Source organism: Stenotrophomonas sp. ZAC14A_NAIMI4_1 (genome assembly GCF_003086915.1).
In the GTDB taxonomy this organism is placed as follows: domain Bacteria; phylum Pseudomonadota; class Gammaproteobacteria; order Xanthomonadales; family Xanthomonadaceae; genus Stenotrophomonas.
This window is the reverse complement of record NZ_CP026002.1, coordinates 1979008-2002818: the sequence shown is the minus strand read 5'-3', so window position 1 is coordinate 2002818 and position 23811 is coordinate 1979008. Positions and strand designations below refer to the sequence as shown.

The window sequence follows — 23811 nt, the reverse complement described above, 5'->3', positions numbered from 1 at the left end:
CATGTTGCATTTCCAGGATGCGCGGCCAAGCGCGAAACCTTACGTCTGGTCTGCGTGCCTGCTGAGCATTTCATGGGGGGCATTGTTGTTGGCTTTGGCGCTCACAGATGACACAGGTGCTGCGATGACCACGAAGGAGATGGGGTATATGGCTAAGGCAGTTCTCATGGGTGGGGCAGCTCTCAGCGCCTTGGTGGCATTGGCGTTTGGCGGGCATTGGGCGTTCAATGCAGCGACCAACAGATCATCGCTGGAGGCGCTGCCGGGCACAGTGCCGGTCGCTGGACTAGACGTGGTTGATCGAGATGATCCAACGTGGTCGCTGGAGATCCGCGGGCTCGGAATTACGCCTGGCGAACGCTTTCAGTCCGAAGCGTGGTCAAAGATTCTAGAAAAGCATGATGACTTTGCGTCTATCTACTCGCAGGATCCGCTCGACTACACGGACTCGGAACAATGGCGACGAGACAGCGCTGAGATAAGAATGGGTGCAGCGTTCAAGTACGCGGTCAGCGATGCGGTTGCTTACTGGCCGATCCCCAGCTTTGCTGTGGAACCGCCGAATGTCGGGAAGTTTGAGTTCATGCGCGCGGCTGGGCTGATTGACGCAGGTCGATTTGGTGGCTCGCTTGGCGTTACGTTGTTTCTGTGGCAACAGGATGCCAATACCACGCGTGCGCAACCAACGATCGAGAAGATCTATAACTTCTTCGATGAAAACCCTGAACCGCCTGCAGTCGTCCTGGCTGTCCGCGATGGAGAGGTCATGCGTGACCGCTACAGTCCGCAGGATAAGCCTCTCATCTCAGAGGGCCGCTACGTCCCCTCCATCATCGACACCACCGCCGTGATCACACTGGCCCGCAGTGATCGGGTGGACCGCTATCTGCGCCCCTATGCGCCCACCTATCGCGAGAACAACCAGGACACGCGATTTGATCTGAGCAAGCTGTGGTTCCATTACTTCGAGGCCGAGCGGCGCGTCGGGGAGGAGTACGAGGCCCGGCAACGTGCACGTGGCGTGCAGGATCCCTGGTTCCCCGGCACGCTCCCCACCGAAGAGTGGCAGGCAACCCTCCCCGAACTCTGGAAGCACACCAACAACGTCGGTCCCGGCAAGTTCACGCAGACGCCCTGGCTGCCAGTGCGCTGGCCGCAGCACCAGATCGACGAATTCGACCAGATGCCGCAACTGGGGCATCTGCATCGGCCGATCAAGGTGATGCTGCACGATGCCGAGGGCAAGCCGCTGAAGCCCGCCCTGCAGGCCCAGGCGCTGGCCGAGGGCTGGAAACAGGCGCTGGCAACGTTGCCCGAAGGTCATGCCCCCGTGCGTGTTTTCCACGACAGCCACGACGGTACCGCACTGGGTATTGCCTTGAATGCGGCCCTGCATTCCTTGAACACAGATGGGCATGGCCTGGAATTGAACAACGTGGACGAGGGTTACGACATCGGCCGCCGCATCGGCAACGTGGGCATTACCAGCCCTGTGGTGCAGATCGGCCTGGGCGCCATTGCCAGCTACCACCAGGGCGGCGTGAGTGCCGTGGTCTATGCCGGTGCCGATGGCAGCGCGACGATCCAGATGGTGCGGCCGCCCAGTCACGGGGAAAAGGCGCGTAACGATGCCCAGCATCGAACGGCCGATCCCTTCATGTGGCGGGTGCCAGGTGGGGGCAGCTGACCAACGTGGAGGTTTCAAAGCTGCCTTAAGCGGTGCTCGTCGAGCCCGAAGCGCGTGCGCGTGGTCTCCCTGCAGCTCCAAGCGCCTTGTGCTCAGCCGTTTACTTGGACGTAGCCCGTTTGCTGCTCGGCATCGCTGCGATCTGTATCAGTCCATTGCCACATCAGAAATCAAGAATCGAATGCCATGAAAGAAGCAGAATCCCGCAGTGACGTATCCGCTTGGTACCGGTTTGGGTTGTTCATGTCCGGAGTTTTCCTTTGTACCGTGTACGCGGCGCTGTTCGGGTTCCGCTCGCTCAGGATTAGTGGAATGGAGGCGCTCGCCGTTGCTGGCGTTGTCATGTGGGTGGTCGGCGTGGGGACGATAGCGTCCACCATCCTGATGTGGCTGTACGCCATCAAACAGAAGCCGTGGCAACGTGGCAGGAGGTCATTCTGGTTCACGCTTCAGCTGGTTCTGATTCTTGGCCCGTGGTCTCTGATCGGCATATTCACGCTGATCTTCCTGGTGGAAGCTTGAGCCCGATGATGTACCCAGACTCCAGCGGGTCTGGGCCGGCGCAGCACCCTACGCGCGTTGACCTGAAATGAAATCGCCTGTCTGTCTGGGTGACGCCACCAGCAGCGGTGGCGAAGTGGTGGACTGTCAGTGCGACGGCACGCACAAGGTCAATGGCCATCCCATCGCTGTGGTGGGGGATCAAGCCACCTGCCCGTTGCATGGGGGCACCTTCCCATTTGTTGAAGGCGACCCGGCGCGCTTCATGGGAGGCAAGCCCATCGTGCTGGAAGGGCATCGCCTTGCCTGCGGCTGCCACGCCATCGCTGCGGCAGCACTGCGCATCGGCGCGAACTGAACTGCCTGAACAGCTCCCGCAGTTGCCAATGAAACATTTTGCACTGCGCAAAAGCTGTGCTATCAATACACCCCATGAACGCCGTCCACGCCAACTTTTATTGGTATTACTTTCCGAAGCCCCAGGCGGAGGAAGGACTGCGTTCACCCTGAAGAAACCTTCAGACGCATTCCCGAAAGCCGCCAGCGAACCTGGCGGCTTTTTTCATGTCGCCACGCTGGGGACCCCCAACGTTCCGGAGAACCCCCGCAATGCCCCCGCACACCGACGACCTGCGTATCCGCACCATCGAACCGCTGACACCGCCCGCCCAGCTGCTGGCGATGCTGCCGTGCGACGATGAAGCCTCCGACACCGTCAGCGCCTCGCGCGCGGCCCTGCACGAGATCCTGCATGGCCGTGACGACCGCCTGGCGGTGGTGGTGGGCCCGTGCTCGATCCACGACCCGCACGCGGCCATCGAATACGCCCAGCGCCTGAAGCCCCTGCGCGATGCGCTGGCCGGCGAACTGGAAATCGTCATGCGCGTGTACTTCGAAAAGCCGCGCACCACGGTGGGCTGGAAGGGCCTGATCAACGACCCGGACCTGGATGGCAGCTTCAAGATCGACAAGGGCCTGCGCATTGCCCGCGGCCTGCTGCGTGACATCAACAAGCTGGGCCTGCCGGCCGGCGTCGAGTTCCTCGATGTGATCTCGCCGCAGTACATCGCCGATCTGGTTGCCTGGGGCGCCATCGGTGCGCGCACCACTGAAAGCCAGGTGCATCGCGAACTCGCTTCGGGCTTGTCCTGCCCGGTCGGCTTCAAGAACGGCACCGATGGCAACGTCAAGATTGCCGCCGATGCCGTGGGCGCAGCATCGAACCCGCATCACTTCCTGTCGGTCACCAAGCAGGGCGGCACCGCCATCGTGTCGACCACCGGCAACCCGGATTGCCATGTGATCCTGCGCGGTGGCAAGCAGCCGAACTACGACGCAGCCAGCGTCGGCGAGGCCTGCCACGCACTGGCCAAGGCCAAGCTGCCGACGCGCCTGATGATCGATGCCAGCCACGCCAATAGCCTCAAGAACCCCGAAAACCAGCCGAAAGTGATCGAGGACATCGCCACCCAGCTGGAAGACGGCGAACAGCGCATCGTGGGCGTGATGGTGGAAAGCCATCTGGTCGGTGGCCGCCAGGAACTGGTGGAAGGCCAGCCGCTGGTCTACGGCCAGAGCATCACCGATGGCTGCATTGATTGGGACACCACCGTGCAGGTGCTGGAGCGCCTGGCCGCTGCCGTGCGCGCCCGCCGTGAAGTGAAGGTGTCCGAAGCCGCTTGAGTGCGGCACGTGTGTGGATGGCGGCCAGCGCCTGCGGGGGTGCGGCCGCGATCAGGGTCGGTCGGAGTTGGAGACCGGCCCGTCCGCACCGGCGATGCGCCTGGCGCTGCGTAAGTACGACAGCGCCAGGTACATCGCCGGGGTGGAGATACCGGTTCTTGTAGTCGAGCCATGCTCGACTGACGCAGTAGATCCACGCCACGCGTGGATGATTGCCCGCCCATGACGGCTACGACCCGTCGGCAACCACATCAGCGCCGGCTGGGCGCTCCCGGCTATCGATGATCCTGCGCCTGGCAGGCATCCATCGAAACCGTACCTCACTGATTCCACTGAAGAATCTGCAGGCTGCAGACGAGTCTCGACCGTGCCCGGCGCTGTCCGCCGCAAACGACTATTCCGCTGGGCGCTTCTACCCTTCAGGCTTATCAGTCAGCGCGCCACCTACCCTCGGCTCAGGACGGAACGCTGCGAACTGCTTTCTGAGCTGCCATCTGTAGAGCGTCACTTGCTCCAGCGGAGCACACCATGAACAAAGCTACCCCTCGGATGTGTCCCGCCTGCCAGCAGGCGCAACTGGTGGCATCCACGCGCGAACGGCATTTCAATCCACGCGGCCAACGCGTAGTGGTCGAGCTGCTGGTGATGCAGTGCCCCGCTTGTGGCGCTACGGCAACCAGTGCGGCACAGCAGATTGAAAACCTCAGCAGGCTTGCCGCACGGCGTGAACACTATGGGGGCCTGCTGCTGGGGGAAGATGTGCTGGCGCTCCGGCGGCGCTATGGCTTGACCCAGCGCGCAGCGGCCAAGCTCTTTGGAAAAGGCGCAATCGCGTTTTCCCGTTACGAGAATGAAGCAACGTATCCTGACGATGCCACGACGATGCTGCTCGCGCTGGCGACGGAGAAACCGGACGTGGTGCGATGGCTTGCCGAGCGCACGGGCACGGTGGTGCCATTGCTGGACCCGCCGCGGGAAGCTGCAACCAAGCCTGCACGGCGTGTGGCGAGAAGCCGTAGGGCCACACCCGGCACGCCGAGGGGGCCTGCCCGCTCAGCGCGCTGATCCGCCGTTCTGTAGAGTCGAGCCATGCTCGACTGACGCAGAACGCAGTCGAGCATGGCTCGACTCTACATGGCCTTCTTTTTCCGCACCCTCGCCAACGCCAGGTACATCGCCGGCGTCGTGTACAACGTCAGCCACTGGCTGACCAGCAACCCGCCCACAATCGCGATGCCCAGCGGCTGCCGCAGCTCCCAGCCCTCGCCATTGGCCAGCATCAGCGGCAGCGTGCCCAGCAGCGCCGCCAGTGAAGTCATCAGGATCGGCCGCAGGCGAAGCCGCGCCGCATCCATCACCGCGTCGTGCGCGCTCAGGCCACGGCGTTCGCCGGCCAAGGCGAAATCCACCAGCAGGATGGTGTTCTTCATCACCACGCCCACCAGCAGGAACAAGCCCAGCAGGGCGATCAGGTTCAGTTCGTTGCCGAACACCCACAGTGCCAGCAGCGCGCCGATGCCGGCCGAGGGCAGGGTGGACAGGATCACCAGCGGCTGCAGGAAACTCTCGTAGAGAATGCCCAGCACCAGGTAGACCGCCAGCGTGGCGCCCAGCACCAGCCACAGCTGGCGCGCGCGCAGGCTGTCCAGGCCACCGGCTTCACCGGACAGCTTGGCCTGCACGGTGCGCGGCAGCATCAGCTTCGCCATGGCGGCATCGATTGCCTGCGTGGCCTGCTCCAGGCCCACGCCCGGGGCCAGCGAGAACTGGATCCAGATCGAGGCGAATTGTTCGCTGTGGTAGATGCGGTCCGGCGCCATGCCATAGCGCCAGCTGGCGATGGTGGACAGCGGAATGCGCTGGCCGCTGCCATCCACCACCTGCAGGCGCGCCAGCGTGCCGGGGTCCTGGGTGTGCCTGGGGTCCAGTTCCATCACCACGCGGTACTGGTTGAGGCTGTCGTAGAGCGTGGCGACCTGGCGCTGGCTGAAGGAGTTGTTGAGCATGCTGGCCACCGTGCGCAGGTCCACGCCGTGGCGTGCGGCGGCCTCGCGGTCGATGTCCAGCACCACCTGGCGCATGCCGGCCTCGCCCTGCGCTTCCACGTCCACCAGCTCGGGCAGGGCGCGCAGCGCGGCGCCCACCTTCGGGGCCCACTCGCGCAGCGGCGCCATGTCCGCCGACAGCAGCTGGAACTCGTACTGGCCACTGCTGCCGCCGCCTTCCAGGCGGATGTCCTGGTCCACCCACAGGTACAGATTGCCGCCGGGCAGCTTGGGCAGGCGCGCGCGCAGGCGGTCGATCACTTCCTGGCTGGACACCTTGCGCTCGGCCAGCGGCTTCATCTTGATCATGATGAAGGCGTTGTTGACGCCGTTGCTGCCACCGATATAACCGATGATGTCCTCGATGGCCGGGTCGGACAGCAGCAGCGTGCGGTAGGCATCGATCTTCGGCTGCATGGCCTGGAATGAGAGGCCATCATCGCCGCGCGCGAAGCCGCGCAGCTGCGCAGTGTCCTGCTTGGGCACCACGCCCTTGGGCACCTGCTGGAACAGCCAGGCATTGAGCGCGATGACCGCAACGAAGACCAGCAGCGGCCAGCGCAGGTGGCGCAGGCTGGCCTGCAGCGTGCGCAGGTACGCCGCACGCACGCGCTCGAACAGCGCGTTGCTGCCACGCTGCCAGCGCGAGGCATGCTGTACGTCTTCCACGAACAGGCGCGCACACAGCATCGGCACCAGGCTCAGTGCAACCACCACCGACACGCTCATCGCCGCCACCAGAGTCAGCGAAAATTCGCGGAACAGGCGCTCGACGAAGTCATCCAGGAACAGGATGGAGACGAACACCACGGCCAGCGCGACATTCATCGATAACAGCGTGGCACCCACTTCGGCCGCGCCACGCACCGCGGCCTGCCAGCGGTCGGCGCCAAGTTCGCGGTGGCGCGCGATGTTTTCCAGCACCACGATCGCATCGTCCACCACCAGCACGGCGGCCACGATCAAGGCCATCAGCGAAAGCGTGTTGAGCGAAAAGCCCATCAACGCGACCAGCGCCAGCGTGCCGAACAGCACCACCGGAATGGCCACGCTGGGCACCAGTGCAGCCCGCCAGTGGCCCAGGAAGGCCAGCACCACCAGCACCACCAGGGCGATGGCCAGCACCAGGGTCAGCTCGGCTTCGTGCAGGGTGGCGCGGATGACCAGCGAGCGGTCCATGACCAGGCGCATGTCGACGTTGGACGGCAGCAGCGCGTGCAGCTGCGGCAGCTGCGCCTGGATGGCATCGACAGTGGCGATGATGTTCGCGCCTGGCTGGCGGCTGACGATCAGCAGCACCGCCGGGCGTTCGTTGTGGAAGCCGCTGGCATAGCGGTCTTCCACCCCGTCGGCCACCACCGCTACATCGCCGAGGCGCAGCGTGCGGTCGTCGCTCACCTTCACTGCCAGCTCGCGGTACTGCGCGGCCTGGCGCAGCTGCAGCGGTGCTTCCAGCTGCCAGTGCTGGCGGTCATCGCCCACCGCACCCAGCGGCCGCACTGCGTTGGCGCGTTCGATCACCTGGGCCACGTCTTCCAGGGCCAGACCGGCATGGTTGAGCGCATTCGGGTCCAGCGATACGCGCACCGCCGGCAGGGCACTGCCGCCCACCTGCACTTCGCCCACGCCCGGCACCTGCGAAAGCTTCTGCGCCAGCACGGTGGAGGCCAGATCGTACAGCTGGCCTGGCGGCAGCGTGTCCGAGGTCATGGCCAGCGCCAGGATCGGCGCCTGCGAGGGATTCACCTTGCGGTACTGCGGCATGCCCGGCATGCCACTGGGCAGCTGCCCGCGTGCGAGGTTGATCGCCGCCTGCACTTCGCGCGCGGCTTCGTCGATGTCGCGGCCGAGCACGAACTTCAGCTCCACCGAGGTCTGCCCCTGGGTGCTGGCCGAATCGATGCGCGAGATGCCGGGCAGGCTGCCGAGGGCGCGTTCCAGCGGCGTGGCCACGGTGGCGGCCATCGATTCGGGCGAGGCGCCGGGCAGGCTGGCGCTCACTTCGATGGCCGGGTAATCCACCTGCGGCAGCGGTGCCACCGGCAGCAGCAGCAGCGCCAGCAGGCCGGCCAGTACCAGCGCCACTGCCAGCAGGATCGTCGCCACCGGTCGCTGCACGCAGGCCTGGGCCAGGCGTGCGATAGGGCTCATGCGCGCGCCTCTTCAGGCGTGGCAAGGGTGGCCGAGCGCGGGCGCTGCAGGCGGTCGAAGGCCAGGTAGATGACCGGCGTGGTGAACAGGGTCAGCACCTGGCTGACCAGCAGGCCGCCGACCATCACCCAACCCAGCGGCTGCCGCAGTTCCGCGCCGGAACCACTGGCCAGCATCAACGGCACCGCGCCGAACAGTGCAGCCAGCGTGGTCATCAGGATCGGACGGAAGCGCAGCAGCGCCGCCTGGTGGATCGCCTCGCGCGGTGTCATGCCACGCGTGCGCTGCGCGTCCAGCGCGAAGTCGATCATCATGATCGCGTTCTTCTTCACCAGGCCGATCAGCAGCACGATGCCGATCACGGCGATCAGGTCCAGGCTGCGCCCGCTCACCCACAGTGCCGCCAGCGCGCCCACCGTGGCCGATGGCAGCGTGGACAGGATGGTGATCGGGTGCACGAAGCTTTCATAGAGCACGCCCAGCACGATGTACATCACCACCACCGCGGCCAGGATCAGCCACAGCGTGGACGACAGCGAGCTGCTGAACGCCGCCGCCGCGCCCTGCAGGCGCAGTTCGATGCTGTCGGGCAACGCAACCTGCGCGCGCGCCGCTTCCACGGCCGCGGTGGCTTCGCCCAGTGATGCGCCCGGTGCCAGGTTGAACGAGATCGTGGCCGCCGGGAACTGGCCGACATGGTTGCGCAGCAGCGCGGCCGGCCCCAGTTCCACCCGCGCCACGGCGCCCAGCGGCACGGCCTGCCCGGTGCTGTTGCGCACGCGCAGGCCACTGATGGCATCGGGCCCGGGCTGGCGTGACGGATCGGCTTCCAGCACCACGCGGTACTGGCTGGCCTGGGTGAAGATGGTGGAAATCTGCCGCTGCCCGTAGGCGTCGTACAGTGCGTCGGCCACCGCTTCGACGCTGACGCCCAGGCGCGCGGCCGCATCGCGGTCGATGTTCACCCGTGCCTGCCGGCCCTGCATCTGCAGGTCGCTGGCCACATCGCGCAGGGCCGGCTGCTGGCGCAGGGCCTGCAGCAGCTTCGGCGTCCACGTTTCCAGCGTCTGCTGTTCCGGCGTGGTCAGGGTGAACTGGTACTGGTTGCGGCTGATGCGGTCTTCGATGCCCAGCTCCTGCACCGGCTGCAGGTACAGGGTGATGCCGGGGATCTTCGACACGCGCTGCTGCAGGCGCTCCATCACCACGGCGGCGCCGTCGCGGTCGCCATGCGGCTTCAGCTCGATCAGCAGGCGGCCGGTGTTGAGCGTGGCGTTGTTGCCGTCCACGCCGATGTAGGACGACACGCTGGCCACCGCTTCGTCCGCTTCGATGGCAGCCGCCAGCGCCTGCTGGCGCTCGCGCATGGCCTGGAACGAGATGGCCTGCGGTGCTTCGCTGATGCCCTGCACCAGGCCGGCATCCTGCACTGGGAAGAAGCCCTTGGGCACGGCGAAGTACAACGCCACGGTCAGGGCCAGCGTGGCGACGGTGGCCAGCAGCATCAGCGGCTGGCGCTGCAGCACCCACTGCAGCTGGCGGTCGTAGACGGCGATGATGCGGTCGAACACATCCTGCTTTGGGGTCGGAGCCCTGGCGGGATCCGACCCCTGGGCCGGGGTCAGATCCCCTTGGGGCTCTGACCCCTTCGCATGCGGCTTGAGGAACCGCGCGCACAGCATCGGCGTCAGGGTGAGCGACACCAGCAGCGAGATCCCGATCGCCACTGCCAATGTCACCGCGAACTCATGGAACAGCGCGCCCACCAGGTCGGCCATGAACAGCAGCGGGATCAGTACGGCGATCAGCGAGACGGTCAGCGAGACCAGGGTGAAGCCGATCTCGGCCGCACCCTTCAGCGCGGCTTCGCGTGGGCTTTCGCCTTCTTCCAGATGGCGGGCGATGTTCTCCAGCATCACGATGGCATCGTCCACGACGAAGCCGGTGGCGATGGTCAGCGCCATCAGCGTGAGGTTGTTGAGCGAATAGCCGGCCAGCAGCATCACCGCGAAGGTGCCGATGAGCGACAGCGGCACCGCGACGCTGGGAATGAGTGTGGCCGGCAGGTTGCGCAGGAACACCCAGGTGACCAGCACCACCAGGCCGATGGCCAGCACCAGTTCCTTCTGCACGCCGCGCACGGAGGCGCGGATCGATTCGGTGCGGTCACTCAGCACGTTCATCTGCACGCCGGCCGGCAGCGTGGCCTGCAGCTGCGGCAGCAGCGTCCGCACCTGTTCGACCACGGCGATCACGTTCGCGCCGGGCTGGCGCTGGATGTTCACCAGCACCGCCGGCGTGGTGCCGCTCCAGGCGGCCAGCTGGCGGTTCTCGGCGCCATCGGTGATGGTGGCCACATCACCCAGCCGCAGCGGCGCGCCTTCGCGCCAGGCCAGCACCAGGGCGCGGTACTCCTCCACGCTGCGCATCTGGTCATTGGCATCGAGCATCACTGCGCGGATCGGGCCATCGAAACTGCCCTTGGGCAGGTTGACGTTGGCCGCCGCGATCGCGGTGCGGATGTGGTCCATGCCCAGGCCGTTGGCAGCCAGTGCAGCCGGATTCACCTGGATGCGTACTGCAGGGCGCTGGCCACCGGCCAGGCTGACCAGGCCGACGCCGGGCAGCTGCGCCAGGCGCTGCGCGATGCGGGTATCCACCAGGTCGTGCACCTGCGGCAGCGCAAGCGCCTGCGAGGTCACCGCCAGGGTGAGGATGGGCGTGTCGGCCGGATTGACCTTGCGGTACACCGGCGGCACCGGCAGATCGCCGGGCAGGAAGCTGCCGGCCGCGTTGATCGCCGCCTGCACGTCCTGCTCGGCCACGCCCAGCGAAACGTCCAGGCCGAACTGCAGGGTGATGACCGAGGCACCCCCTGAGCTGGTGGAGGACAGCTGCTTCAGGCCGGGAATCTGCCCGAGCTGGCGTTCCAGTGGCGCGGTGATCGTGCGCGTGGTCAGTTCCGGGCTGGCACCGGGGTACAGCGTGGTGATCTGGATGATCGGGTAATCGACCTGCGGCAGCGCCGCCACCGGCAGCAGGCGGTAGGCCAGCACGCCCGACAGCAGCAGCGCCACCATCAGCAGGGTGGTGGCGACCGGGCGCAGGATGAACGGGCGCGACAGGTTCATGCGCCGGCCTTGGCCGCCTTCGCCGTGGCAGCGGGTTCGGCCACGATTTCCACGGCGGTGCCATCTTCCAGGCCGTCGATGCCTTCGATCACCACCTGGTCGCCGGCCCGCAGGCCGGAGCGCACGGCCACGCGGCCCTCATCGGCCGGCCCCAGCACCACGGTGCGGCGCTGTGCCTTGTTGTCCTTGTCGACGATGTGCACGTAGTTGCCCTGGCTGCCGAACTGCACGGCCGCATCGGGAATCAGCAGCGCCGGATGTTCGCCCAGCTGCAGGCGCACGTTGACGAACTGGTTGGGGAACAGGGCCAGGCCCGCGTTGTCGAACTGCGCGCGCAGCTTGAGCGTGCCGGTCGCCGTGTCGATGCGGTTGTCGACGCTGGACAGCGTGCCCTGTGCAAGCGCCTTGCTTTCGCCGCGGTCCCAGGCTTCCACCGGTAGGCCGGCCTGCGCCTGCACGGCATCGAGCAGGGCCGGCAGTTCGGGTTCGGGCACGGTGAATAGCACGCTGATCGGCGCGGTCTGCGCCAACGTCACCAGGCCTTCGGTATCGCTGGCGTGCACCAGGTTGCCGACATCCAGCCGGCGCAGGCCGACGCGGCCACTGACCGGCGCGGTGATGCGGGTGTACTGCAGCTGCAGTCTTGCCTCATCCACCGAGGCCTGGTCGCTGATGCGACGGCCCTGCAGCTGCCGTACTTTGCTCTGCTGGTCGCTCAGTTCCTGCCCGGATACGTAGTTCTGCTTCTGCAGTTCGCGGTAGCGCTGCAGCTGGCGTTCGGCGTTCTCGAGTTCCGCCAGGTTCTGCTGCTGGGTGCCCTGCGCCTGCGCCAGCTTCACTTCATACGGGCGCGGGTCGATCTGTGCGAGCAGGTCGCCGGCTTTCACCTGCTGGCCTTCCTGGAAGTGCAGGCGCAGCAGTTCGCCATCCACGCGGCTGCGCACCACCACGCTGTGCAGCGGGGTGACCGTGCCGACGGCCTTCAGGCGCAGCTGCAGCGGTTCGGCGCTGGCCCGGGCCACGCGCACCGGCACGGTCTTGCCCGGGCCTGCGGCGACGGTCGCTTCGGTGCGCGGCCACGCCCACCAGGCCACCAGGCCGGCGACGATGACGGCGACGGCGATCACCCACGCGCGGCGGGAACGGGGCGGGGTGCTACGGGACGGCTCAACAGCGGACATGGGGCATCCTGCGCCCTGCGCACGCGCAGGGACATGTACGCCCGGTCGCGCATCATGCGCAGCGGGCAACGGGGGAGGGGAGTGTCTGGCGGGACCGCGACGCGGTGTGGCTGGATGCCGTCGCGCGAGCGACGGGGCGTCAATGGTAGCCAATCAGTCAGACGATTGCCGCATGACCAAGGTCATGCCCGACCGCTCTTGTAGAGTCGAGCTTGCTCGACTGCGTTTGTAGAGTCGAGCCATGCTCGACTGCTTCTGCCAGGAACAGTCGAGCATGGCTCGACTCTACAAAGAGCGCTCAATGCACTTCGTCGTGGTAGACGAACTTGGGCATTTCCCAGCGGTAATGGATCGCCAGCAGGCGCAGCGCGAAGCCACCACCCAGGCAGCACAGGATGGCCGTCGCATCGGCCACGCCCCAGCGCAGCAGCAGCAGGTACACCGCGCCGGTCAGCAGCGAAATGATCGCGTACAGCTCCTTCTGGAAGATCAGCGGCACCTCGTTGCAGAGGATGTCGCGCAGCACGCCGCCGAAGGCGCCGGTGAGCATGCCGGCGATCAGCACGATGGGCATCGCATGGCCGGCCTCGCGCGCGATCGAGCAGCCGATCAGGGTGAAGGCGATCAGGCCCAGGCCATCGAGCACCAGGAAGGTGCGGCGGAAATGGTGCATCCAGCGCGCCACCCAGGTGGCGATCAGCGCCGCGCACACGGTGAAGCCGAGGTACTCGGGGTGCTTCACCCAGCCCAGCGGGTAGTGGCCGAGCAGGATGTCGCGCAGCGAACCGCCGCCAAGGGCGGTGACGCAGGCGATCATGACCACGCCGAACAGGTCCATGCGGCGGCGGCCGGCGGACAGCGCGCCGGTCATGGCTTCGGCGGAAATGGCAACGAGATAGATGATGGACAGCAGCATGGGACAGGCTCCGGGCGCGGTGGGGCCGGCCATGCGCGTATACCGCCACTGCCTGCGCAATGACGGGATGACGATGACCGGTGCCGCTCCCGCTGTCCTTTTGCCTGAGAGTTCAGCGGCGTAGGCCGCGTGCCCCTTCGGCGGATCGTTCCGGGCGTGCCCGGTGACCTCTCTCCAGCTCGGCGAGTCGAATGCATGGTTGGTGGGATTCCAGCCCACCGGCCTGAGCGATCATGGGAGCCTGCGCCTTCGGCGGGCGCCAGCGTGGCGCCTCTCTCCTGCATTCGGGCGCCAGTATATCCGCTGCAGTGCAGCACGGCATAATCCGGGCATGGCCCCGTCCCTTCGCCCGTGGTTCCTGTACCTGCTTGAATGCCGGGACGGCAGCTATTACGCCGGCATCAGCACCGATGTGGAGGCGCGTTTCGCCGCCCACCAGGCCGGCAAGGGCGCCCGCTACACGCGGGCCCGGCCGCCGCTGCGCGTGCTGGCCGTGCGTGAATACCCGGACCGCGCGGCCGCCTCCCGCGCCGAGTGGCAGCTGAAGCAGCAGCCACGCGAACGCAAGCTGGCCTGGCTGCAGGCCCCGGCCGAGGCCGTCCCGTAGATCCACGCCATGCGTGGATGGGGCACATCCGGCCATGCCATGATCGCCACAGCCATCGACACAGGAAGCGGTTCGATGAAACCCCGCTGGATGCTGCTGTTGACCCTCGGTACCGCCCTGCCGGCGTGCGCCCAGACCCCGCCACCGCTGCAGCACGGGCAGATCGGCAGCGCCGCAGAGCTAACCGCGCAGCGTGGCCCGGCCACGCCCGAGCCCATCCACCTGCGCCGCGACCGGGTGCCGCCTGATCTGGTCGACCTGATTCCGCTGGCCGAAAAATGGGGCATCGGCGATGACCTGCTGCGCGAGGAGATGCAGGCGCGTGCGACCGCCGCGGAGAAACAGGCAATGGGCGATGCGTTGAAGGATCGCCATGCGCGCATCACCGCCTGGCTCGACAGCTTCCCGCAGGGCCAGCCGATGTCCGACGAAGCCGCCGCGTTCATGTACATGCAGATGGGCGCCGATGAAATGGGTCTGATGTAGATCCACGCCGTGCGTGGATGACGCCCTCCAGCCCACGCTTGCCCTGCTGGGCGATACGCCCGACGAGCGCCGCAAGTGAGTGCGTGGCGCGCTTGCGTAGAGCCGAGCCCATGCTCGGCTGCGTTGGCAGTTCAGGAGCCGAGCATGGGCTCGGCTCTACACCCTCATTTGCACATGGCGTGCGTGAATGCCGCCGCCGTGCTCAGCTCTCCATCGAGACGCCAAGCACTTCGCCGTCCTCATCGAACTCGACACTCAGCACATACTGCGAGACGTCGCCCGGCAGCTCGAAATCGACGTGCACCGAACCCTCGTCTTCCCACGGCTCGCGCGGCTGCAGCAGGCCCAGCACCGCGCCGGCCGCCGGCGTGGCCGTGCCCAGTTGCGCGTTCCAGTAATCGGCTTCGATCTCGTCCAGATGATGCTGCACGAACAGGTCGACGCTGTCCTCGCCTTCTTCGGTGCCCAGCAACTGTTCAAGGGCGGAGCGTGCGCGTTTCTGCTGGGCGGTCGGGGTGGTCAGGGCATTCCTTTGGGTAGTGATTGGGAGGCGGGTCAGAGCCCTTTCCTGCGGAAAGGGATCCGACCCCTTCATGCCCGGGGTCAGAGCCCTTTCCTGCGGAAAGGGATCCGACCCCTTCATGCCCGGGGTCAGATCCCTTTCCGCAGGAAAGGGCTCTGACCCCGGCGTAGTGCAGGCCGTTACCTCGGCCGTCGGTCTTCCTGGTCATCACCAAAAATGATGCGCGCGCTGCGCTGGTAGCTCCAGTACGCCACCGCCCAGTTCAGCAGCACCACCACGCGGTTGCGGAAGCCGATGAGGAAGAACACGTGCGCGGCCAGCCAGAACCACCAGGCGAGGATGCCCGACAGCTGCAGCTTGCCCAGATGCACGATGGCGGCCATGCGGCCGATGGTGGCCAGGTTGCCGTAGTCGGCGTACTTGAACGGCCCCGGTGCCGGCTTGCCATGCAGGCGCGCGCGGATGGCATCGGCTACGTATTTGCCCATCTGCTTGGCGGCGGGCGCCACGCCGGGCACCGGCTTGCCGTTGGCTTGGTTCACCGCGGCCAGGTCGCCGGCCACGAACAGTTCGGGGTGGCCGGGCAGGGTCAGGTCGGGCTGCACCAGCACGCGGCCGGCGCGGTCCAGCGGCACGTCCAGCGTGCGCGCCAGCGGCGAAGCGGCCACGCCAGCGGCCCAGACCACGGTGCGTGCGGGCACGAACTGCTCGCCCAGCGTGAAGCCCAGGCTGTCGATGTCACTCACCGGAGTGCCGGTCAGCACTTCCACGCCCAGCTTTTCCAGCTGCCGGCGGGCCTTCAGCGAAAGCACCTCGGGGAAGGAGGACAGCACCCGCGGGCCGGCCTCGACCAGGCGCACCTTGGCGCTGGCCGGGTCGATGTGGCGGAATTCATTGCGGAGGGTGTGGCGGGCGATCTCGGCCAGGGTGCCGGCCAGTTCGACGCCGGTAGGGCCGCCTCCGACCACCGCGAAACTCAGCCAGGCGGCCTTCTTCGCCGGGTCCGGTTCGGCCTCGGCACGTTCGAAGGCCAGCAGCAGCTTGCGGCGCAGGGCGATGGCATCGTCCAGGGTCTTCAGGCCCGGCGCGTCGGCGGCCCACTGGTCGTTGCCGAAGTAGGCGTGGGTGGCGCCGGTGGCCAGCAGCAGGCTGTCGTAGCCCAGGGTGCTGCCGTCGGCCAGCTGCACTTGGCGGGCGGTCTTGTCGATGGCGACGACCTCGCCCAGGCGCACTTCCACGTTGCGCTGGTGGCCGAGGATATGGCGCAGCGGCGCGGCGATATCAGGGGCCGACAGGCCGGCGGTGGCGACCTGGTACAGCAGGGGTTGGAACAGGTGGTGGTTGCGGCGGTCGAGCAGGGTGATCCTGATCTTCTCGCGGGCCAGGGCCCGGGTGGCCCAGAGGCCCGCAAAACCGCCGCCGATGATGACCAGGTGGGGGACTGGTTCGCGGCGCATCGACGTACTCCAGAGGGGGATGGATGTCGCCCTGCATCATCGCACGTCACATGGCCGGCAGTGGCCATGGGCGATACTCCGCTCAGCCTGCAGCCCACCGAGGAAATCATGTCCGAACCGGAAAAGCGCATCGCCCTGTTGATCGACGCCGACAATGCGCCGGCATCGAAGATCGACGAAGTCCTGGCCGAGGTGGCCCGCTACGGCGTGGCCAACGTGCGCCGCGCCTATGGCAACTGGAAAAGCCCGCGCCTGAAGGGCTGGGAATCGGTGCTGCACGAGTACGCCATCCGCCCGATCCAGCAGTTTGCCTACAGCAAGGGCAAGAACGCCTCTGACATGGCCATGGTCATCGATGCGATGGACCTGCTGTACGCGCGCAATCTTGATGGCTTCGCCATCGTGTCCAGCGATGCCGACTTCACCCCGATGGTGATGCGCCTGCTGACCGACGGCGTGAAGGTGTATGGCTTCGGCGAGAAGAAGACGCCCGAGCCGTTCGTCAACGCCTGCTCCAAGTTCACTTACCTGGAAGCGCTGGGCCAGACCCATGCCAGTGTTCCCGATGCCGAGGCCGGGGCAGAGCAGGCGCCCAGCGGGCAGGTGGCCAGCGACGAGGTGCGCCCGCGCAAGAACAGCGCGGAACTGCGCAACGACACGCGCCTGGTGAAGATGCTGCGGCGTGCGGTGTCGGCCGCCGAGGGCGAGGATGGCTGGTCGCACCTGGGGCCGGTTGGCAGCCAGATCGGCAACCAGGCCTCGTTCGACCCGCGCAACTATGGCTACGGCAAGCTGAGCGACCTGCTGGCGGCCATCGGCCTGTTCGAGCTGAAGAAGGACGGAAAATCGTCCTACGTGCGCGCGCTGCCGAAGAAGAACCGGTGATGCCACGCGCATCGCGTTTGATGGGCGTATCGTAGCGGCACCGCGCCACCGTGGCGCACCGCTGCAGGCAAGGAAAACCGCAATGTTGAAGATCTGGGGCCGCCGTAATTCCAGCAACGTCCGCAAGGTGCTGTGGTGCGCCGAGGAAATCGGCCTGCCGTATGAATCCATCGAAGTGGGCGGCAGCCATGGCGGCACGCAGTCGGCCGAGTACGTGGCGATGAACCCCAACAGCCTGGTGCCGGTGATCGAAGACCACGGCCTGCCGCTGTGGGAATCGAACACCATCGTGCGCTACCTGAGCGCGCGCTATTCGCTGGGCACGCTGTACGCCGAAGACGCGATGGAACGCGCGCAGGCCGAGAAGTGGATGGACTGGAGCACCTCGCGGATGGCCGCGCTGTACTCCGAACTGATCTGGGGCATCATGCGCACCGCGCCGGCCGACCGTGATGAAGCACGCATCAGCGCCGCCATCGTGCGCGCCGGTGATTACCTGGCGATGGCCGATGCGACCCTGGCCAACCAGCCGTGGCTGTCGGGCGAGAAGTTCGCGATGGGCGACATTCCGCTGGGTTCGTTGATCTACGCCTGGTACGAACTGCCGATCCAGCGCCCGGAGCTGCCGCACCTGGCCGACTGGTATGCCCGCCTGCGCGAGCGCCCGGCGTACCAGCGCGGCGTGATGTCGCCGCTGACGTAAGCGATGGCGACCGGGGTCAGAGCCCTCTCTGCGAGAGGGATCCGACCCCAATGCCGCGGGGTCGGATCCCACCCGAAGGGTGGGCTCTGACCCTTCAATACAGGTCCGTCGGATCCACATCCAGCGACCAGCGCACCTTGCGTGCCTCCGGCAGCGCATACAGCTGCGGCACCAGCTGTGCCAGCACGCCGTGCAGCGGTGGCCGCTGCATGGCCGACAGCAGCAGCTGCGTGCGCTGGTAACCGGCGCGGCGCGGCATCGGCGCCGGCATCGGCCCATAGGCTTCCACCACGTTCTGTTCGCCCAGCAGCTGCCGCGCCGCCAGCAGGAACGCGTTGGCATGCTCCACCTGCTGGGCTTCGGCACGCATCAGTGCCAGGTGCGCGAAGGGCGGGAAGCCTGCGGCCTGGCGCTGGTTCAACTCGGCCTGCGCGAACGGGTGGTAGCCACCGCTCACCAGGGTTTCCAGCAACGGGTGCCCCGGGTGATGGGTCTGCAGCCAGACTTCGCCGGGGTCGCGCGCGCGACCAGCACGGCCCGCCACCTGGATCAGCTGCTGGGCCAGCTTCTCGCTGGCGCGGAAGTCGGCCGAGAACAGGCCTTCGTCGATGCCCACCACCACCACCAGGGTCAGCTTGGGCAGGTCGTGGCCCTTGGCCAGGATCTGCGTGCCGACCAGGATGCCGGGCTGATCGCCCAGCTTCGCCAACTGCTGTTCCAGGGCATCGCGGCGCGAGGTGGTGCCACGGTCGATGCGCACCACCGGGTAATCGGCGAAGGCGCTGACCAGGTGCTCTTCCAGGCGTTCGGTACCGATGCCCTGCGGCTGCAGCGCGAGGCTGCCACAGGCCGGGCAGGCCAGCGGCGCCGGCTGCCGCGCACCGCAGTGGTGGCATTGCAGGCGACGGCCGCCGCCGTGCACGGTCATCGGCGCATCGCAACGCTGGCAGGGCGCGGTCCAGCCGCAGTCATGGCACAGCAGCACCGGTGCATAGCCGCGGCGGTTCTTGAACACCAGCACCTGCTGGCCGCGCTGCAGGTGTTCGCCGATACCGGCCAGCACGTCGGCAGAGAGCCCATCGTGCAGCGGCCGCTTGCGCACATCGAGGATGCGCACGCGCGGTGGCCGTGCATCACCGGCGCGCTGCTTCAGGCGCAGGTGCGTGTAGCGGCCGGCATAGGCGTTGTGCAGGGTTTCCAGCGACGGCGTGGCGCTGCCCAGCAGCACCGGGATGCCCAGTGCCTTGGCCCGCACCAGGGCGAAATCGCGGGCGTGGTAGCGGATGCCGTCCTGCTGCTTGTAGCTGCCGTCGTGTTCCTCGTCGACGATCAGCAGGCCGGCCTGCGGCAGCGGGGTGAATACCGCCGAACGAGTGCCGACGATCACCCGTGCCTCGCCGCGCGAGGCAGCGGCCCAGACGCGGGCGCGCTCGTTGTCGTTCAAGCCCGAATGCAGTGCATGCACCGCGATGCCGAGGCGGCCGCGGAAGCGCGCCAGGGTCTGCGGGGTCAGGCCGATTTCCGGCACCAGCACCAGCGCCTGCTTCCCCTGCGCCAGGCAGTGGATGATGGCCTGCAGGTAGACCTCGGTCTTGCCGCTGCCGGTCACTCCGTCCAGCAGAAAGGCGTGGAAACCCTCGGCGGCGGTGATCGCGGCCACGGCCTCGGCCTGCTCCGGGTTCAGGGTGGGGCCGGGCAGTGGCTGCGCATGCTGCGGCGCCACGCTCAGGGCCACGCGCTCGGCCAGTTCGCGCTTGGCCAGGCTGCGCGCGGCGGTGCGCCAGTCGTCCATGCGCGCGCCCAGCACGTCTTCGTCGACCACGGCCTCGCCCAGCAGTTCGGCCAGTTGCCGCGGGCGGGTGCCGGCGCGCAGCTTTTCGCGCTGGGCCTGGCCGGCGGCGGTCAGCTGCCAGCCCCAGTGATGGGTGTCGGGCAGGGCCTCGCCGTGCCGCAGTGGGCCGGGCAGGGCGGTGTTCACCACTTCGCCCAAGGGTGAATGGGTGTAGCGGGCCAGCCACTGCAGGCTCTGCCACAGCTCGCCCTGCAGCAGCGGCTGCGGGTCGCACCAGGCCAGTGCCTGGCGCAGGCCCTGGCCGTCGTCCACCTGGCCGTGCCCGGCCACCGTCCCCACCAGCTCGCGGTTGCCGAACGGCACCTTCAGGCGGCAGCCGACCGGCACGGCCGGGCCCGGGCCTTCCGGTGGCAGGTAGTCGAACAGGCGCGGAAGCGGGACGGGCAGGGCGACCTGCAGGGTCGGGATGGGGGCGAGCATCGGGGCAGTGTAACGGGCAGGGCGGGGGCCGATGGCAGAGGCAATGGCGTCGCCCGCGCCTTCCGGTGAATCATAAATGTCACCTAAATATCGGTGGCTATTAGAGATTCAGTCTTATCCACATCTTCTGTGGATAACGTTGTGCGTTACCGGTCGGCGGGCGCGCGTGAGGCCGATGGCGACGGCTTTACACTCGGGTTGGTCAAAAAATAGCCATACTAAAAACAGTATCAAAATCAATGAGTTGATTGTGAAACATTGCTGAAACAAGGTGAATCCGCGGCTTCACAACGAATCGGCCGGGGACCGCATTGATGCTGTGCACAACCTGCAGCACGAAGTGCCCGTGGGCGCAAGTCCTGCCGGCTGCCGATGGGCTGCCGCTATCATGCCGTCAGACCTTTGGAGTAACCGATGACGGCTGTGCCCGCCCCTGTTTCCTCGACCGCGGCCGGCGCGCTGTCGGCGTTCCTGCGTGGCGTCGAGCGCCGCGCGCTGGTGGTTGCCGAGCTGCAGTGCGGTGACCCCGCCCGCGCCGAGCAGACCCTGGTGGCGGTGATGCGCGCCTTCTCCGCCGTGGCCAGTGACCTGCCGATGGCGCAGTGGCCGACCCGCTTCTGGACCCTGCTGGGCCAGCGCCAGGCCCTGCGCGAGCCGGCCGCCGGGCAATGGCCGCCGTCGCTGGCCGCGCTGGGCGACATGCCACCGCTGCCGCGCCTGGCCCTGCTGCTGCGGATCGGTGGCAGCCTGGATGAAGGCATCGCCACCCGCGTGCTGGACATCGATGAGGATGGCTACCAGCAGCTGCTGGGCGCCGCCTGCCCGCGTGATGCCCAAGGCCAGCCCGACGCCGCTGCCTGGCGCGGCCTGGCCGAGCAGGTGCAGCTGCGCATCCGCGATCTGCCGGCCAAGCGCCTGCAGCAGCTGCAGCAGCCTGCTGCACCGGCTGCGAACAACCAGGCCCCCACCGCCAGCTGGCGCACGCCGGAGCGCGACGAGCGCTCCACGCCCAAGCGCCGCCGCCCCAACAGCGGTGCGCCGCGCTGGCGCGGCCCGGTCATCCTGCTGGTCACGGTGGTGGTGCTGCTGGCGGCCGCCCTGGGCTGGCGTTACTGGCAGCATCACGCGACGGCCAGCGATGCACCGCTGCCGGAAGGCGTGGTCGCCGAGTCCGGTCCGGTCACCGTTGAAGCCCTGCCGGCCAGTGAGGTGCAGCCGACCGCTGCCGCCGATGGCCATGCGGCCGAGGACGCCGCCATGCTGGCCGACCGCGACTATCCGCTGGCTGCCGATGCCGACCTGTATGCGTGGAGCGCTGCAGGCGGCCCGCTGCCCGTGGATGAATCCGAACCCAAGCCGACCCGCCCCGAGCCGGTCGGTGCCGCGCTGGAAACCGCTGCTGCCGATGAATAAATTCCTGTTTGCCAGCGTGCTGCTGGCCCTGCCGCTGTCGCTGGCCGCCGCGCCGCCCTCGCTGGAGGTTCCGCTGCCGCCCGCACCAGCGGGCGCAACGCCGGCATCGATGGCCGATACGCGATCGCCTGCCGCCTTCGCCCAGCTCAGCCCGGAGCAGCAGCGCCAGCGTCGTGCCGATTACGCCTCGTGGAAAGCACTGCCGGAGGGCGAGCGCGAACGCATCCGCCAGGCGGCCGCCCGCTTTGCCGCGCTGCCGGCCGAACAGCAGCAGCGCCTGCGCGAGCAGTTCCAGGCCCAGGACCAGACCTTCCGCGATGGCTGGCGGCTGGGGCCGCAGCTGGGCATGCAGTTCCCCAAGCTGCACGGCCTGTTCGGCCTGGTGCCGCCGGAGCAGCGCGAGGCCGCGTTGGCCGCGCTGCGCCAGCTCAGTCCCGCGCAGTTGACGCAACTGACGCTGGTGGCCCAGCGCACCCCGCCGCAGGAACGCGACGCCGTGCGCAGCGCCTTCCTCGCCGTGCCGGCGGCCGAACGCGACGCCTGGCTGAAGCGCCAGGCCGGCCAGTAGAGTCGACCGTTGGTCGACTTCCGCGCAACACGCGCGTGTTGCCGGGATCCACGTGAAGAGCAGTCGACCAACGGTCGACTCTACCCAGCGGGCGGCACCGTTTGCCCGTAAAATGACCGGCCGCAACCCGGTGCCTGTGCCCTTCGCGCGCAACCGTAGTTGGCGTCCTGTACTCCCATGTCTACTGCAACCTCCACGCCGCGCTTCCGCAAGGAAGTCGGCGCGACCGGTCTGCTCGCCCTGCCTTTGGTGCTGGGCCATGTATCCACCGGTCTGATCTCCTTCGTCGACAACGTCATTGCCGGCCACCACGCCACCGCCACCCTCGCTGCGGTGACCATCGGTACCGCGCTGCTGTGGCTGCCGATGCTGATCCCGATCGGCACGCTCATCTCGCTCACCGCCTCGGTGTCGCAGCTGCACGGCGCCGGCCGCGAGCGCGAGATCGGCCCGCTGTTCCGCCAGGCGCTGTGGCTGGCGCTGGGCCTGGGCCTGATCATGTTCACCTTCCTCACCGTGGTGCCGCCGCTGCTGCCGGCCTTCGGCATCGCCCCGGACATCGTGCCGGGGGCCACGGCCTTCCTGCATGCGGTGCGCTGGGGTGGCCCGGCGCTGACCCTGTACTTCTGCATGCGCTATCTCAGCGAGGGCATGCACTGGACGCTGCCGACCATGCTGCTCGGCTTCGGCGGCCTGCTGGTGCTGGCGCCGATGGGCTACGTGCTGGCCAATGGCAAGTTCGGCTTCCCGGAAATGGGCGCCGAAGGCCTGGGCATCGCCTCGGCGGTGATGATGTGGCTGCAGGCCATCGCCTTCGGCACCTACCTGTGGTTCACCAAGCGCTTCGCCCACCTGCAGCTGTTCTCGCACTTCGAGGGCCCGCGCCCGGCGGCGATCTGGGACCTGCTGCGCACCGGCCTGCCGATCGGCATCACCGTGCTGATGGAAGGCGGCCTGTTCATCGTCACCGCGCTGCTGATCGGCCGCCTTGGTGCCAACGAGGCCGCCGCGCACCAGATCGCGATCAACGTCGCGCAGCTGTGCTTCATGATCCCGATGGGCGTGGCCGAGGCCACCACCGTGCGCGTGGGCCATGCGGTCGGCCGTGGCGATGGCTTCGGCGTGCGCCGCGCGGCGTGGGCCGGCTACGCGATCATCATGGGCACGCAGACGCTGTCGGCGGCGGTGCTGCTGTTCGGCCACGATGCCATTGTGGGCGTCTACACCAACGACCTGGCCGTGGCCGGCCTGGCGTCGACCCTGCTGCTGTACGCGGCCACCTTCCAGTTCCCCGATGGCATCCAGGTGTTGTCGGCCGGCGCGCTGCGCGGGCTGAAGGACACGCGCGTGCCGATGTTCATCGCCATGTTCGCGTACTGGGGCCTGGGCATGCCGCTCGGTGCCGGGCTCGGCCTGGGCCTGGGCATGGGGCCGCAGGGCATGTGGATCGGCCTGATCGTCGGCCTGACCGCCGCTGCCATCCTGATGGGCTGGCGCCTGCGCCGCAGCAGCCTGCGCATCGGCCAGTCGGCCCTGGAATGATCGTCGCGCCCGTCACCACACCCCGTGACGGGCGAACCCCTGACTTGTGTCCGATGCCGC

Annotated in this window: 19 protein-coding genes and 2 riboswitches; of the genes, 12 read left to right on the top strand and 7 right to left on the bottom strand. The window is 67.5% G+C overall.

The features are described from left to right. The first annotated feature begins 1 nt into the window (after position 1). The 5 genes from C1926_RS09180 to C1926_RS09155 all read left to right on the top strand — a co-directional run bounded on the left by C1926_RS09180 (position 2) and on the right by C1926_RS09155 (position 4936). Complete coding sequence (locus C1926_RS09180) at positions 2 to 1687, top strand: DUF2875 family protein (protein WP_216822051.1); 1686 nt, start codon at positions 2 to 4, stop codon at positions 1685 to 1687. A 186-nt stretch (positions 1688 to 1873) separates the two neighbouring features. Then, positions 1874 to 2209 carry a hypothetical protein gene (locus C1926_RS09175; protein WP_108758976.1) on the top strand — a complete coding sequence of 112 codons (336 nt, stop codon included), beginning with the start codon at positions 1874 to 1876 and terminating at the stop codon, positions 2207 to 2209. A gap of 67 nt (positions 2210 to 2276) precedes the next feature. Then, complete coding sequence (locus tag C1926_RS09170; RefSeq protein WP_108758975.1) at positions 2277 to 2546, top strand: PAAR domain-containing protein; 270 nt, start codon at positions 2277 to 2279, stop codon at positions 2544 to 2546. Between the two features lie 251 nt (positions 2547 to 2797). Then, a complete protein-coding gene (locus C1926_RS09165; RefSeq protein WP_108758974.1) occupies positions 2798 to 3871 on the top strand; it encodes a 3-deoxy-7-phosphoheptulonate synthase in 1074 nt (357 codons plus the stop codon). A 528-nt stretch (positions 3872 to 4399) separates the two neighbouring features. Continuing rightward, positions 4400 to 4936 (top strand): type II TA system antitoxin MqsA family protein, encoded by a 537-nt coding sequence (locus C1926_RS09155; protein ID WP_108758972.1) that lies wholly within the window; start codon positions 4400 to 4402, stop codon positions 4934 to 4936. A 65-nt stretch (positions 4937 to 5001) separates the two neighbouring features. Here the strand turns inward: C1926_RS09155 and C1926_RS09150 are convergent, their stop codons facing one another. From C1926_RS09150 to C1926_RS09135, 4 genes are all read right to left on the bottom strand, one after another. Further along, a complete protein-coding gene (locus tag C1926_RS09150; RefSeq protein ID WP_108758971.1) occupies positions 5002 to 8067 on the bottom strand; it encodes an efflux RND transporter permease subunit in 3066 nt (1021 codons plus the stop codon). Next, positions 8064 to 11198 carry a multidrug efflux RND transporter permease subunit gene (locus tag C1926_RS09145; protein ID WP_108758970.1) on the bottom strand — a complete coding sequence of 1045 codons (3135 nt, stop codon included), beginning with the start codon at positions 11196 to 11198 and terminating at the stop codon, positions 8064 to 8066. The genes C1926_RS09150 and C1926_RS09145 overlap by 4 nt, the downstream gene beginning before the upstream one ends. Beyond that, positions 11195 to 12379 (bottom strand): MdtA/MuxA family multidrug efflux RND transporter periplasmic adaptor subunit, encoded by a 1185-nt coding sequence (locus C1926_RS09140; protein ID WP_108758969.1) that lies wholly within the window; start codon positions 12377 to 12379, stop codon positions 11195 to 11197. The genes C1926_RS09145 and C1926_RS09140 overlap by 4 nt, the downstream gene beginning before the upstream one ends. 298 nt (positions 12380 to 12677) lie before the next feature. Then, the gene (locus C1926_RS09135; protein ID WP_079223669.1) at positions 12678 to 13295 is read right to left on the bottom strand and encodes a trimeric intracellular cation channel family protein; all 618 of its coding nucleotides are present in this window, start codon (positions 13293 to 13295) and stop codon (positions 12678 to 12680) included. An 84-nt stretch (positions 13296 to 13379) separates the two neighbouring features. After that, positions 13380 to 13483: riboswitch (glycine riboswitch) on the bottom strand. 13 nt (positions 13484 to 13496) lie between these two features. Then, positions 13497 to 13586, bottom strand: a riboswitch (glycine riboswitch). A gap of 40 nt (positions 13587 to 13626) precedes the next feature. Between C1926_RS09135 and C1926_RS09130 the strand changes: the two genes are divergently transcribed. Both C1926_RS09130 and C1926_RS09125 read left to right on the top strand, forming a co-directional pair. Next, positions 13627 to 13902, top strand: a complete 276-nt coding sequence (locus C1926_RS09130) for a GIY-YIG nuclease family protein (RefSeq protein ID WP_079223667.1) — start codon at positions 13627 to 13629, stop codon at positions 13900 to 13902. Between the two features lie 75 nt (positions 13903 to 13977). Next, on the top strand, positions 13978 to 14388 hold the full coding sequence (locus tag C1926_RS09125) for a hypothetical protein (protein ID WP_108758968.1): 411 nt from the start codon (positions 13978 to 13980) through the stop codon (positions 14386 to 14388). 202 nt (positions 14389 to 14590) lie between these two features. On the opposite strand, the gene C1926_RS09120 is transcribed toward C1926_RS09125, so the two are convergent. Together C1926_RS09120 and C1926_RS09115 are read right to left on the bottom strand one after the other, a co-directional pair. Then, a complete protein-coding gene (locus tag C1926_RS09120) occupies positions 14591 to 14983 on the bottom strand; it encodes a DUF2004 domain-containing protein (RefSeq protein ID WP_108758967.1) in 393 nt (130 codons plus the stop codon). 107 nt (positions 14984 to 15090) lie between these two features. After that, positions 15091 to 16368, bottom strand: coding sequence for an NAD(P)/FAD-dependent oxidoreductase (locus tag C1926_RS09115; RefSeq protein WP_108758966.1), 1278 nt, complete (start codon positions 16366 to 16368; stop codon positions 15091 to 15093). Between the two features lie 108 nt (positions 16369 to 16476). Between C1926_RS09115 and C1926_RS09110 the strand changes: the two genes are divergently transcribed. After that, positions 16477 to 17253, top strand: a complete 777-nt coding sequence (locus C1926_RS09110; RefSeq protein ID WP_079225393.1) for an NYN domain-containing protein — start codon at positions 16477 to 16479, stop codon at positions 17251 to 17253. Positions 17254 to 17335: 82 nt separating this feature from the next. Then, positions 17336 to 17956, top strand: a complete 621-nt coding sequence (locus C1926_RS09105) for a glutathione S-transferase (RefSeq protein ID WP_079223662.1) — start codon at positions 17336 to 17338, stop codon at positions 17954 to 17956. A gap of 94 nt (positions 17957 to 18050) precedes the next feature. On the opposite strand, the gene C1926_RS09100 is transcribed toward C1926_RS09105, so the two are convergent. Next, positions 18051 to 20228 carry a primosomal protein N' gene (locus C1926_RS09100; RefSeq protein WP_108758965.1) on the bottom strand — a complete coding sequence of 726 codons (2178 nt, stop codon included), beginning with the start codon at positions 20226 to 20228 and terminating at the stop codon, positions 18051 to 18053. 414 nt (positions 20229 to 20642) lie between these two features. On the opposite strand from C1926_RS09100, the gene C1926_RS09095 reads away from it, so the two are divergent. The 3 genes from C1926_RS09095 to C1926_RS09085 all read left to right on the top strand — a co-directional run bounded on the left by C1926_RS09095 (position 20643) and on the right by C1926_RS09085 (position 23751). Then, a complete protein-coding gene (locus C1926_RS09095) occupies positions 20643 to 21641 on the top strand; it encodes a hypothetical protein (RefSeq protein ID WP_108758964.1) in 999 nt (332 codons plus the stop codon). Continuing rightward, positions 21634 to 22209, top strand: a complete 576-nt coding sequence (locus C1926_RS09090; RefSeq protein WP_079225391.1) for a DUF3106 domain-containing protein — start codon at positions 21634 to 21636, stop codon at positions 22207 to 22209. Before C1926_RS09095 ends, C1926_RS09090 begins: the two co-directional genes overlap by 8 nt. Positions 22210 to 22386: 177 nt before the next feature. Further along, positions 22387 to 23751 carry an MATE family efflux transporter gene (locus C1926_RS09085; RefSeq protein ID WP_108747464.1) on the top strand — a complete coding sequence of 455 codons (1365 nt, stop codon included), beginning with the start codon at positions 22387 to 22389 and terminating at the stop codon, positions 23749 to 23751. Positions 23752 to 23811 lie beyond the last annotated feature (60 nt).